The organism is Ideonella flava, from assembly GCF_051857595.1.
Classification (GTDB): domain Bacteria; phylum Pseudomonadota; class Gammaproteobacteria; order Burkholderiales; family Burkholderiaceae_C; genus Ideonella.
The window spans coordinates 489,466-501,289 of record NZ_JBPZHD010000004.1; the positions used below are offsets into that span (position 1 = coordinate 489,466).

Annotated in this window: 9 protein-coding genes; 3 read left to right on the forward strand and 6 right to left on the reverse strand. The window is 71.1% G+C overall.

The features are described 5' to 3' along the window. Positions 1-83: 83 nt before the first annotated feature. Positions 84-2,636: a DNA topoisomerase III gene (locus tag ACS5PM_RS11380; RefSeq protein WP_439387732.1), complete on the reverse strand. Its 2,553-nt coding sequence runs from the start codon at positions 2,634-2,636 to the stop codon at positions 84-86. Between the two features lie 124 nt (positions 2,637-2,760). Here ACS5PM_RS11380 and ACS5PM_RS11385 point away from each other — a divergent pair, with 124 nt between their 5' ends. The 3 genes from ACS5PM_RS11385 to ACS5PM_RS11395 are packed head-to-tail and all read left to right on the forward strand — an operon-like array spanning position 2,761 to position 4,955. Further along, on the forward strand, positions 2,761-3,297 hold the full coding sequence (locus ACS5PM_RS11385) for an SET domain-containing protein (protein ID WP_439387733.1): 537 nt from the start codon (positions 2,761-2,763) through the stop codon (positions 3,295-3,297). A 26-nt stretch (positions 3,298-3,323) separates the two neighbouring features. Then, a complete protein-coding gene (locus tag ACS5PM_RS11390; RefSeq protein ID WP_439387734.1) occupies positions 3,324-4,235 on the forward strand; it encodes a biotin--[acetyl-CoA-carboxylase] ligase in 912 nt (303 codons plus the stop codon). 18 nt (positions 4,236-4,253) lie between these two features. Continuing rightward, positions 4,254-4,955 (forward strand): SPOR domain-containing protein, encoded by a 702-nt coding sequence (locus ACS5PM_RS11395; protein WP_439387735.1) that lies wholly within the window; start codon positions 4,254-4,256, stop codon positions 4,953-4,955. On the opposite strand, the gene ACS5PM_RS11400 is transcribed toward ACS5PM_RS11395, so the two are convergent. From ACS5PM_RS11400 to ACS5PM_RS11420, 5 genes are all read right to left on the reverse strand, one after another. After that, on the reverse strand, positions 4,909-6,786 hold the full coding sequence (locus ACS5PM_RS11400; RefSeq protein ID WP_439387736.1) for a S8 family peptidase: 1,878 nt from the start codon (positions 6,784-6,786) through the stop codon (positions 4,909-4,911). The genes ACS5PM_RS11395 and ACS5PM_RS11400 overlap by 47 nt on opposite strands. Positions 6,787-6,921: 135 nt before the next feature. Next, positions 6,922-9,174, reverse strand: coding sequence for a S8 family serine peptidase (locus ACS5PM_RS11405; RefSeq protein WP_439387737.1), 2,253 nt, complete (start codon positions 9,172-9,174; stop codon positions 6,922-6,924). 65 nt (positions 9,175-9,239) lie between these two features. Then, a complete protein-coding gene (locus ACS5PM_RS11410) occupies positions 9,240-10,040 on the reverse strand; it encodes a carbon-nitrogen hydrolase family protein (protein ID WP_439387738.1) in 801 nt (266 codons plus the stop codon). A gap of 11 nt (positions 10,041-10,051) precedes the next feature. Then, a complete protein-coding gene (locus ACS5PM_RS11415) occupies positions 10,052-11,161 on the reverse strand; it encodes a radical SAM protein (protein WP_439387739.1) in 1,110 nt (369 codons plus the stop codon). Further along, complete coding sequence (locus ACS5PM_RS11420) at positions 11,158-11,811, reverse strand: class I SAM-dependent methyltransferase (protein ID WP_439387740.1); 654 nt, start codon at positions 11,809-11,811, stop codon at positions 11,158-11,160. The genes ACS5PM_RS11415 and ACS5PM_RS11420 overlap by 4 nt, the downstream gene beginning before the upstream one ends. Between the last annotated feature and the right edge of the window lie 13 nt (positions 11,812-11,824).

The window sequence follows — 11,824 nt, forward strand, 5'->3', positions numbered from 1 at the left end:
TCAAGGGGCCGCTTTACGTCGGCGGGGGATTGCAGGCTCGCTACGAGGTCGCTCGGGCCGGCCTCGTGCGTTGCATCGCGCGGTCAGGCCGCGGTCTTCTTCGCAGCCGCCTTCTTCGCCGGCACCTTCGCCGCCCGCGGCTCGAACTCGAAGCTGACCTTGCCTTCCTTCTTGTCGTAGGCCAGGAAGGCCTTGAACTTGCGCTTGGTCTTGTTGGAGACGAAGTTCTCCAGCAGGTCGGTCTTGCCGGTGGTCAGCAGCTTGTGGAGTTGCTCGTGCGAAACCGGCTGGGTCAGGATGATCTTGCCGGTCTTGAAGTCGCAGGTGACGTGTGCGCCCACCGAGTGCTCGCAGACGTAGTTGCTGCCGTGCTCGTAGACATGGCCCTGGCACTTGGGGCAGGGGCCCAGGCTGTGCTGGCCGGAGAAGTCCACCGGCTCGCCGTCGTCCTTGGCCTTGTCGTCATCGCCGAAGTCGAACTCCAGCTTCCAGTTCTTGATCTCTTCGTCGAAGACGAGCTTGAGCTCGGCGGTGAAGGGCCAGCCCGCCTTGGAGCGGAAGCCCTCCAGCGGCCCGATCTTCTTGTCGACCAGGAAGCGCTCGACCTCGGCCAGCTCGAAGCTGCGTCCGCCCGGGATCTTGGTGATGGAGAATTCGCACGCCTCGCAGGTGAAGCGGCGGTAGTTCTCCTTCACCACGCCGCCGCAGTGCGGGCAGGGTGCCTTCAGCGTCGCGTAGTCGCCCGGGATGGTGTCGCGGTCGTACTCCTTGGCCTTCTTGACGATGCGTTCGGCCATCTTGGCGATGTCCTTCATGAACGCAGATCGCGGCAGGCGCCCGTGCTCGATCTCGGCCAGCTGGTATTCCCAGTTGCCGGTCAGCTCGGGCTTGGTCAGGTCCTCCACGCCGAGGCCGCGCAGCAGCGTCATCAGCTGGAAGGCCTTGGCGGTCGGGATCAGTTCGCGGCCTTCGCGCAGCATGTACTTCTCGAGGATGAGGCCTTCGATCACCTGCGCTCGCGTGGCCGGCGTGCCCAGGCCCTTCTCGGCCATGGCTTCGCGCAGCTCGTCGTCGTCGATCAGCTTGCCCGCGCCTTCCATGGCCGACAGCAGCGTCGCCTCGGTGTAGCGCGCCGGCGGCCGCGTGGCCAGGGCGACGATGTTGACGCCCTCGTTGGCGACCGTCTCGTTGGGCTGCACCGGCACCAGATTGGCATCCTCGTCCTGCGCCTCCTTGCCGTAGACCGCCAGCCAGCCGGGGTTGACCAGGACCTTGCCGTTGGTCTGGAAGTGGTGCTCCTTCACCCGGGTGATGCGGGTGGTGACCATGTATTCCGCCGAGGGGTAGAAGACCGCGAGGAAGCGCTTGACCACCATGTCGTAGAGCTTGGCCTCGGCTTCGCTCAGGGACCTGGGCGGCTGCAGCGTCGGGATGATGGCGAAGTGGTCCGAGACCTTGGCGTTGTCGAAGATGCGCTTGCTGGGCTTGACGTAGCCCTCCTTCATCGCCTTGGCGGCGTGCTGGTTCAGCGCGCCCAGCGGCCCCGGCAGGTCTTCGTGGGCCAGCATCTGGACCGTCTCCTTCACCACGCTGAGGTAGTCCTCGGGCAGGTGGCGGGAGTCGGTCCGGGGATAGGTCAGCACCTTGTGCTTCTCGTACAGCGCCTGCGCCAGCGACAGCGTGGTCTTGGCGGAGTAGCCGAAGCGGGAGTTCGCCTCGCGTTGCAGGGTGGTCAGGTCATACAGGCCCGGACTGGCCTGGGTGCTCGGCTTGGCCTCTTCGCTCACGGTGCCGGCCTGGCCGCGCACCGCGTCGGCGATGGCCTTGGCCTCGGGCTCCGTCCACAGGCGGTCGGCGCGGCGGTCGGCGTCGTCGCTCTTCTTGAACTTCGGATCGAACCACTTGCCCTCGTACTCGCCGGCAGCGGCTGCGAAGGCGGCCTTGATCTCCCAGTAGTCGCGAGGGATGTGCTTGCGGATCTTTTCTTCCCGCTCGACCACGATCGACAGCGTCGGCGTCTGCACCCGGCCGACCGTGGTGAGGAAGAAGCCGCCGTCGCGCGAGTTGAAGGCCGTCATGGCCCGCGTGCCGTTGATGCCGACCAGCCAGTCGGCCTCGGAACGGCTGCGGGCGGCGTCTGCCAGGCCATGCATCTGCTCGTCGGTGCGCAGCGCCGCGAAGCCGTCGCGGATGGCCTGCGGCGTCATGCTCTGCAGCCACAGCCGCTGGATCGGTTTCTCGATCTTGCCCTTGGCGCCGCCCGCGTATTGCACGATGAGACGGAAGATGAGCTCGCCTTCGCGCCCCGCGTCGCAAGCGTTGATCAGCTCGGTCACGTCCTTGCGCTTGACCAGCTTGACGACGGCCGACAGCCGGCTCTTGGCCTTGTCGATAGGCGCCAGGTCGAAGTGCGGCGGGACGACGGGCAGGTTCGCGAAGCTCCACTTGCCTCGCTTGACGTCGTACTCCTCGGGCGCCGTGATCTCGACCAGGTGGCCGACGGCCGAGGTCACGACGTAGCGCTCGTTCTCGAAATGGTCGGCGGCCTTCTCGAACTTGCCGGCCACGGGCGTCAGCGCGCGGACGATGTCCTGGGCGACGCTGGGCTTCTCCGCGATGATCAGTGATTTGCTCATTTCTTTGCCATGAGGACACGAGAGCTTCGGGTCCGTGCCTACAATTTGCCCTCACGCGTACGCATGTACGCGCACGCATCCGTACGTAGGCGTGCACACGCGCCCACACAATTCAATGTACCCAATGAAGTCGGTCAAGCAAGTGCGCCCTTCGAAACGCCCATCCAGCCCTGCGGCCGGCCGCCGGATCCAGGTCCGACGCAGCGGCGTGCACGGCAAGGGCGTCTTCGCGTTGCGGCCGATCGAGCCGGGCGAGACGCTGATCGAATACACCGGGGAGGTGATCAGCTGGGAAGAGGCGCTGGATCGCCATCCGCACGACCCGAGCCAGCCCGACCACACCTTCTACTTCCAGCTGGACGATGGCGAGAAGGTCATCGACGCACTGTACGGCGGCAATGCAGCACGCTGGATCAACCACGCCTGCGAACCCAATTGCGAGGCCGATGAGGAAGAGGGCCGGGTCTTCATCAAGGCGCTGCGTCCGATCGAGCCGGGCGAAGAGCTGTTCTACGACTACCGCCTGTCGATCGACGAACGGATGACACCGTCGCTGAAGAAGCGATTCGAATGCCGTTGCGGGGCCGAGAACTGCCGCGGCACGCTGCTGCTGCCCAAGCGCGGCACGACCTCGGCTGCGCGGCGCGCCCGCGAAGGCTGAATCCAACGAAGGACAAGAGGCGATCCATGGACAGCAGCGCCCACCCCTTCGCCGACCGCCAGGCCGGCTCGCCCGAGCACGGCGGACACCACGGCAGCTGGGGCACCCAGGCCCTGTGGGAGCAGCTGAGCCCGCTGCTCGCCGGACTGTCCATCGAAGTCGTCGACCGCCTGCCCTCGACCAACGTCGCCTTGGTGGACAGGCTGCGCGAAGCCTCCCGCGGTGCACGCGATTCGCATGGCCGCGGTCTGCGCGCCGATGACCTTCGTCCCACGCTGCTGGTGGCGATCGACCAGACGCAAGGCCGGGGCCGTCTCGGCCGCAACTGGCAATCCAGCGCTGGCGCGTCGCTGACCTTCTCGCTGAGCATGCCGCTCGAGCGCGCTGACTGGTCCGGCCTGTCGCTGGCCGTGGGCGTGGCCATCGCGGATGCGTTCGATCCCCAGGGATCGTCCATCGGACTGAAGTGGCCCAACGACCTCTGGCTCCTGCCGCGGGGCGAAGGTGAAGGGCCGGGCCGCAAGCTCGGCGGCATCCTGATCGAGGCCATGGGCATCGGCGACCATCGCATGGCGGTGATCGGCGTTGGCCTGAACGTCCAGCCCGTGCATCTGGCCGAAATGGCGGCGAGCCTGTCCGAGATCGAGGCCGATCTGACGCCGCAGGGGGCCCTGGGCCGCCTGATGCCGCCGCTGGCGCGGGCGCTGCTGAGCTTCGAGCGCGAGGGCTTCGCTGCCTTCGAGGCCGCCTACGCCCAACGCGATCTCCTGCGCGGTGGCCCGGTGGTGACGACTGACGCGGCCTGCCCCCGCGGCGAGGCGGTCGGTGTCGATGCCGATGGCGCGCTGCAGGTGCGGGACGAGGCGGGCACGGTCCATCGCATCGTGAGCGGCGAAGTCAGCGTGCGCCCGGCCCCGGCGGCCGAGCCGCGCGCCTGAGCACGCGCCGCCGCGCCGATGCTGCGCCTGCTGGTCGCCGCGCTGCTGGCGGCCAATCTGCTGTTCTGGGCCTGGCACCACACCCCGGTCGCGCAGGTGATGGGACTTCCTGCCAGTGAACCGGGCCGGGAGCCGGAGCGCTTGCAACGGCAGATCCACCCGGAGGCCATCCAGTTGCTGAAGCCCGGCTCCAGGCCGGTCGCCGTGGGGTCCACGGCCGGCCCCCAGGCCGCCGCTGGGTTGGTCCCGGCCAGCACCACGGCGCTGTGCCTGGAGGCCGGGCCGATGAGTGAAGTCGCTGCCGGCACCGCCTTGCGTGATCTCGGCCAGGCCGGCGTGCCGGCGGGAGGCTGGGTCGACATGCGCCGCGACCTGCCCGGCCGCTGGATCGTCTACATGGGCCGCTACCCCGAGCGTGACACGCTGCTGAAAAAGACCGAGGAGCTGCAGCGCCTGGGACTGGTGGCCACCGAACTGAAGTCACCCGGGGAGCTGGCGCCGGGCCTGGCGCTCGGCGAATTCGGCACGCAGGCCGAAGCCCAGGGCCGGCTCGAGCGCCTGCAGGCCAGGGGAGTGCGCACGGCCCGCGTGCTTCAGCTGGCGTCGCCCGGGGCCGAACACCGCCTGCGGGTCGATCGGGTCGCGCCGGCGGTGGCCGAGCGCCTGGTGGCGCTCAGCGGGCAGGACGCCGCGACCCGCTGGCAGGCCTGCGCGCCCTGAGCGGTTGCGGCGCGGGCACCAGCGCCAGCACGGCGAGGGCCAGAACGGCGATCGGCCACATCCCGAGGGCCCCGCCGCCCGAGCTCCCGGTGTCGTGATCTTCTTCGGCGAGCGGATCGCGATCCGGGCCCGTGGCCACGGCGGCCCGCAGCTCGGGCGTGTCGATGATCTCGACGGGCCAGTTCGGCCGCTGGTAGGACTGCCCTGAAGCCAGCGCCTGGGCATACGCAAGCGCCTGCGGCGCATCGAGGATGCCGGCGCCGCAAGTCCTGGTGGTGCAGGCGCATCGTCCGGGCCGCGCCGGGCCGCAGTCGCCCATCAGCGGGGCGCGTACATGCGGCCGGGCCGAGGCCGTCAGGCCTTCGACGAGCTGCTCGGCGCTCAAGTCGGGGTCCAAGGCCAGCATCAGCGCCAGCGTGCCGCTGACCACCGGCGTCGCGAAGCTGGTGCCGAAGCGCGGGGCGTAGCCGGGCGTACCGGGGCCATCGGCGCCGAAATTGTCCAGCCCCAGCAGGCCGCTGTCGGCGAGGAAGGTGCCCCAGTGGGCGGCGGGATCGTCGCCGCCGACGGTGGCGATGCGCAGCACCGGGCCGAAGGCCGAATAGTGGGTCTTGAAGCCGTCGCGGTTCAAGGCCGCCACGCCGACCACGTGCTGGCAGTTGGCCGGCCGCGTCGGGGCGGCGTGGGTGTTGCCGCCGGCGGCCACGACGACGATGCCCCGCGCCCTCAGCTCCTCGATGGCGTCCTGGTACTCGGCGTTGCAGTCGGCCTCGCCACCGTAGCTGAGGTTGACGATGCGGGCCGGGTGCGGGTTGAGGGGCGCCCATTCGGCGCAGCCCTGGTCCGGATCCAGGGTGTCGGCGTACTGCCTGCACACCGCCAGGCCGGCGGCCCAGCGCATGCCATCGACGATGTCGCGTACCGTTGCGCCGCACTTGCCGGCCACGCGCACCGGCAGCACTCGCGCCGCCCAGTCGATCCCGGCGACGCCCAGGCCGTTGTCGCTGTGGGCGGCGACAAGGCCGGTCACGGCCGTGCCGTGCCAGCTGCTGGGCTCCTCTTCGCAGTGGGCGTAGCGCGCCGGATCGGCGCTGCGGTCCGCGGCGCTGACCCAGTCGCCGGGGTCGTGCGCATCGGCGTCGCGGCCATCGCCATCGTTCGCGCGGCCCCGCCCCGTCGCGGCATCCCAGTCCGAGACCATGTCGTAGCCCGGCAGCAGGCGGGCCGTATCGAGGTCCGGATGGACGGTCCAGCCGGAATCCAGGACGGCCACCACTGTCTCCGCGCGCCCCGTCGTCGTCGACCACGCGGAGCGCAGCCCGGGCACGCCGCGCAAGCGGGCCTCGGGCGCATTGCCGTTCGTTCCCGAGACGGGATGCAGCCACCACTGGCCCTCCGCGCCCGGGTACAGGGGATCGTTCGGCGGCAGCGCCTGGCGGGACTCGAGCACGTCGGGCACGACCCAGGCGACCTCCGGTCGCGCGGCCAGCCGACGCTGCCAGCGAGCGGCCTCGGCAGGCGTCCAGGCCCGGGAAGGACGCAAGCGCAGCGAGGCCCGCCCGACCGGCTCGAGCCTCATGCCGGGCAGCCAGCCCAGGCCGGTGTCCGACAGCAGCGCCGCCCAGCGGCGGGCGTGGGCCGCGCGGGCGGTGCGCTCTGCCGCGTCCTGCGGCTCGCCCCAGGCGTGGCGGCGCAGGTCGACATGCGAAGGCGCGTCCTTCAAGCGGACGATCAGGCCGCCGACCGGCGCCCCGGCGGCTTCGGCCGCCAGGGCCGTGCGGACACAGCCCAGCAGGACCATGAGCCACAGGAAGCGGAAGACCCGGCGCATCAGACAGCGAGGCAAGGCGAGGGAGGCAACGACGACAAGTCAGGACGATAACGGGCCGCGTCGCGGCCCGGTCGATCGTTACCTCGGTTTGTGATGATCGGCAGTCCCGGCCGCATCACCCGACGCGCGATGGCTTCAGCGCCGCGACGCGCGCCGCGGCAGGGCAAGCACCAACAGCAGCAGGCCGGCCGCCCACCAGGGCGATGTCGCCCCCCCGCCGCCACCGCCGTCACCGGAAGGCGCGGCGCTGACCGCGAGCGTGCGGCTGGTGCTCGCCTGCTGGCCGGTGTTGTCCGTGATGGTGAGTTGCACCGTCACGCTGCCGGCGGCCTGGGTTACCAGCGTGGCCGACGGGCCATCGGTCGCGCCGCTGAAGGAGGCGACGTTGCTGCCGCTGGTCACCGACCAGGCGTAGGCGACGATGGTGCGGCCGCTGCCGGCGACCGACCCTGCAGCGCTCAGGCTCACGCTGTCGCCGGCCTCCGGCTCGGTGGGTGTGGCGCTGATGGCCGGCGTGAGCGCGGCCGCCGACACCTCGAGCGGCTGGCGCAGCGAGGCGCTGGCCCCCGCGCTGTCGGTCACCGTCAAGGTGACCTCGACCGTACCCGCCCCGCTGGTCTGGAGGGTGGCCGTGCTGGCGTTGGTGGCGCTGGTGAAACTGGCCAGGCCGCTGCCCTGGCTGATCGTCCACTGGTAGCTGGCGAGGCTGCGCCCGGACAGGACGGTGGTGCCCGAGGCGTTCAGCGTCACGCTGGCGCCTGCCACGGGCGTGCGCAGCGAGGGCGTGACCACCGGGAACGGGCCGCTGAGCGCGCGATTGACGGCGCCCGGGGCGTCGGTCATGCCTGCGCCGCAGGTGCCCGTGGTGCAGTAGCACTCGCTGTCCTGGGCGGTGTCGCTCGGTGCGTGGCAGGTGGCGGCGCCGCTGTCGCCGCCGGTGGTCGGGAAGCGCCGGGCGCTGGTCTTCAGGGCGCTGGTCACCTGGGCCGGCGTCAGGCTGGGGTTGGCGGAGAGCATCAATGCCACGGTGCCCGCCACGATGGGCGAAGAGAAGCTCGTGCCCAGCGTCACGCGGTTGTCGCCGTCGGTGTAGGTCGATTGCGAGGTCGTGGGCGAAGTCGTTCCCGGGTTGGTCGCGGACAGCAGCGGGTAAAGGCACGTGCCCGTCTCGTTGACGCAGTTCCCCCCAGGGGCGCTGACAGCCACTTCCGGGCCCAGGTCGGAGAAGCCCACCTTGGTGCCGACGTGCCGCAGGCCGGCGACGGCGACGACACCGGGACAATTGGCCGGGGTGCCCACCGCCAGGCCATCGTTGCCGGCCGCAGCCACGACGACCACGCCGGCGGCGGTCAAATCCTGCAGCGCGGCCGTGTACGCCGCGGTGCAGGTGTCGGCCGAGCCCAGGCTCATGTTCAGCACCTGGGCCGGATGGGCATTGACTGGCAGGCTGCCGTCGGTGCTCAGGCCGGCCGCCCAGTACATGCCGGCGATGATGTCCGAGTCGAAGCCGCCGCACTTGCCGAGCACGCGCACCGGCAGGATCTGGGCATCGCGCGCGATGCCTGCCATGCCGATGCCATTGCCGGTGGCCGCGGCCACGATCCCGCTGACCTGGGTTCCGTGCCAGCTGGAATCGCGCACCTCGCAATCCTGGAACGTGTCGCTGTCGCTCTCCGCCTGCGTGATCCAGTCGCCCGGATCGTGCGGGTCGGCGTCGTCGAGATCACCGTCGTTGGCTGTCGCCACGTCGTAGCCGGCATAGCCGACGAAGTCGTAGCCCGCGACGAGCTTGCTGTTCAGGTCCTGGTGATTGGTGATGCCGGTGTCCAGCACCGCGACGACCACTCCCGAACCGGTTGCCTTCGACCAGGCAGGCTCCACGTTGATGGAGGCCTTCACCGTCGAACCGTTGGCCCGCAGGTACCACTGGCCGCTTTGGGGCGTGCGGCTGGTCGTCGCCGCGTACAGCGGGTCGTTGGGTGCCGCGAGGGCATGCCGGCGGCCGTCGACTGCTGCCCATTCGACATCCTCGTCGGCCGCGAGCCTGGCCGCCAACGCGGCCGAGCCTATGCCACGGCCGCGGATGAGCTGGGTGCGCTCCGCGAGCATCCGCCCGTCGGTGAGCGCGAGGCCATGGCGCGCGGCCAGGGCCTGGGCGAAGCGGGGCGCGGCCCCGGCGGCCTGGGCGGCGTGGGCCTTCAGCAGCGACGAGTCCGCCTTGTAGCGCACGATCACGCGGCCGCTGTCGCCGGCGTCGGCCCGTGCCGCCAGCGTCGTCGACACCGGGTTGCGTTCACTCGCTGCCAGGCTGAACGCCAGGCCGATGCCGGCCAATGCAAGCGCCGCTGCCGGCAGATGGAGGAGCCATGAGCGCGAGCGCTTTCGCATGGGATGCCTCTTGGAGGTTGGGCGGGCCGCGAGTCTAGGCCGCGGCGCGTTGCTGAATGTTTGCGCTAGAGGCGCCGGTGGGCCAGCGCCGGCAATTGCTCCCGCACCGCGTCGCGCCGCTGCAGGGCCGCATCGGCAATCGCCATGCCCTCGCCTTCGGCCTGCTCGGCGAGCACTTCGCCCCAGGGGTCGATGACCATGCTGTGGCCCCAGGTCCGGCGACCGTTCTCGTGCAGGCCGCCCTGCGCGCTGGCGAGCACATGGCACTGGTTCTCGACCGCGCGGGCGCGCAGCAGCAGCTCCCAGTGGGCCTGACCGGTGGTGTAGGTGAAGGCGGCCGGCACCACGAGCAGGTCGCACGCCGGCTGCATCAGGGCGCGGTACAGCTCCGGGAAGCGCAGGTCATAGCAGATCGACAGGCCCACGCGCATGCCTTCGGCATCGAAGGCCACCGGCTCGCTGCCCGCCTCCAGCACGCGGCCCTCGTCGTAATGCTCGCGGCCGTTGTCGAAGGCGAAGAGGTGGATCTTGTCGTAGCGGGCCACGCGCGTGCCCTGCGGGCCGTACACGCAGCAGGCGTTGCGCACGCGGTCCTTCGCCTGCGCCAGGATGGGCAGCGTCCCGCCGACGAGCCACACGCCGTGGCGGCGCGCGGTGTCGGCCAGGAAGGATTGGATGGGCCCGTCGCCGTCGGCCTCGGCGATGGCGAGCTTGTCGTCGTCGCGCTGGCCCATGAGGCAGAAGTACTCGGGCAGCGCCACGAGCCTGGCGCCGGCCTCGGCGGCCTGGGCGACGAGTCGGCCGGCGTCGGCCAGGTTGCGGGCCACGTCGGGCGTGGAGACCATCTGCAGGGCGGCGATCTTCATCCGCCGATTGTCTACCTCGGCGCCACGGGCAGCTCGCGAATGGGCTGCCACAGGCGCACGCGCTGCCAGTCCTGCGCCAGGCTGCGGTGCGAAAGGCAGGAGGAGGCGCACTTGGGCGAGCCGAAGTCCGCGCAGTTCACCATGGCCCGGCGCTGCGCCCGGGCGGTCTCGCCGCGCCAGATCTCGCGCGCGGTCGCCCTCGTGAGGTTGCCCACCACCGGATACTCCCAGCACATTCGCACGTCGCCGTTGGACAGGATGTGCAGGTCGCGCAGGCCCACCCGGCAGGGCGACAGCGGCGGCGCGATGGTCTGGCCGCGGAAGTGCTGCGGCCACGACGCCAGCCGCTGGTCCTCCGTCTCTATCGGCGCGCCGGCCCGCCTGGCGGCACGCAGCCGGGCCACCACCTCGGCCAGGCGGGGCTCGTCCTCGGGCCGCAGCCACAGGTCGTCCCGGACCTCGGCGGTCCAGGGCCGCACGGGGCTGAAATCGATCGAGTTCGCGCCGGCCTCGCGCGCCCAGTCCACCAGCGCCGGCAGCTCGTGCAGGTTGCGGCGATGCACGGTGGTCTTCACGCGGATGGCGAAGCGGGCGCCCTCGGCTTCGCGCCGGTCGCGCAGCCGCTGCAGGCCCCGTCGGATGTGCAGGAGCGAACCGGGCATGCCGCGCGAGGCGTCGTGCACCGCGCTGCTGGCGCCGTCGACGGAGACGTCGATGTTGAGCGGCCGGGCGGCGACCAGGCGCGCGACGGTGCGCTCATTCAGGGCCGAGCCGTTGGTGATCATCCCCCAGGCCAGGCCCTGGTCGCGGCACCAGTCCACCAGATCGAGGAAGGGGCCGAACAGCAGGGGCTCGCCGCCGGCGAACTGGACCGTGCACCGGCCGGCGAGTTCGGCCACGCCGGCCAGCGCGGAGCACCACTGCGACAGCGTCATCTCGGCCGGGTACTCGGGCAGGCGCCAGCAGGCGCAGGAGCCGCAGCGATAGTTGCAGCGCTCGGTCGGATGGGCGCGAATGGCCAGCGGCCGCGTCGCGTCGATGCCCAGGCGCAGGTAGGCTGCCTCGCGCAGGTGCTGCTCCACCCGCCGGCTGCCCAGGCGCAGCAGTTGGCCGGGCGTCATGCGGCGTTGCGGCGGTAGATGGACCAGGACTTCGGCCAGCCGGCCAGCCACTCCACGTGCAGCCGGCCGTCCGGGAACAGGGCTCGCAACTGTCGCCTTCCGATGCAGCGTGTCTCGACGACGCTGCAGGCCCACGGTTGCGCCGCGCGCCGGGCGTCGATGCGCCGCGCGAGCGCCCCGCGCAGCCCGCTGGGCAGGGCCCAGAAGCCGGGGATCCCCGTGTGCGCCTCGACCGGGAAGCAGCCGGCTGGCGTCTGCACCCAGTAGCCTCGGCTGACGCGGCGCACTTCGGCGGCGAAGCGGGCGACGCGCTCGTCGTCGCCCAGGTGCTCGATCAGGCTGTTGCTGAAGACCCAGTCGAAGGCGGCGTCCTCGTAACGCGACAGGTCGGCGGCATCGCCCACCTCGATGCGCCAGCGCGTGCCGTTGGCCGGCTTGAGCCAGGGGCGCGCGCTGTCGGCCGCCTCGGCCTTCAGATTGAACAGCGTCACGTCGTAGGGCTCGCGGCCGAGCGACCACCATTCCACGTTGCCGCCCAGGTCGAGCACCCGGTCACCCGGCCGGGCGCCGGCCAGGCGGACGAAGGCCCTCAGGCGCCGGGCACGCCACACGCGCCGGCGTCGCTCCAGCCAGTTGGACAGGCTCTGCATGCGTCCCTCCTTT

Excerpts from the sequence above, each read along its gene's own strand:
- ACS5PM_RS11380 (WP_439387732.1), bottom strand. The coding sequence starts at position 2,636 with ATGAGCAAATCACTGATCATCGCGGAGAAGCCCAGCGTCGCCCAGGAC.
- ACS5PM_RS11385 (WP_439387733.1), top strand. The coding sequence starts at position 2,761 with ATGAAGTCGGTCAAGCAAGTGCGCCCTTCGAAACGCCCATCCAGCCCT.
- ACS5PM_RS11390 (WP_439387734.1), top strand. The coding sequence starts at position 3,324 with ATGGACAGCAGCGCCCACCCCTTCGCCGACCGCCAGGCCGGCTCGCCC.
- ACS5PM_RS11395 (WP_439387735.1), top strand. The coding sequence starts at position 4,254 with ATGCTGCGCCTGCTGGTCGCCGCGCTGCTGGCGGCCAATCTGCTGTTC.
- ACS5PM_RS11400 (WP_439387736.1), bottom strand. The coding sequence starts at position 6,786 with ATGCGCCGGGTCTTCCGCTTCCTGTGGCTCATGGTCCTGCTGGGCTGT.
- ACS5PM_RS11405 (WP_439387737.1), bottom strand. The coding sequence starts at position 9,174 with ATGCGAAAGCGCTCGCGCTCATGGCTCCTCCATCTGCCGGCAGCGGCG.
- ACS5PM_RS11410 (WP_439387738.1), bottom strand. The coding sequence starts at position 10,040 with ATGAAGATCGCCGCCCTGCAGATGGTCTCCACGCCCGACGTGGCCCGC.
- ACS5PM_RS11415 (WP_439387739.1), bottom strand. The coding sequence starts at position 11,161 with ATGACGCCCGGCCAACTGCTGCGCCTGGGCAGCCGGCGGGTGGAGCAG.
- ACS5PM_RS11420 (WP_439387740.1), bottom strand. The coding sequence starts at position 11,811 with ATGCAGAGCCTGTCCAACTGGCTGGAGCGACGCCGGCGCGTGTGGCGT.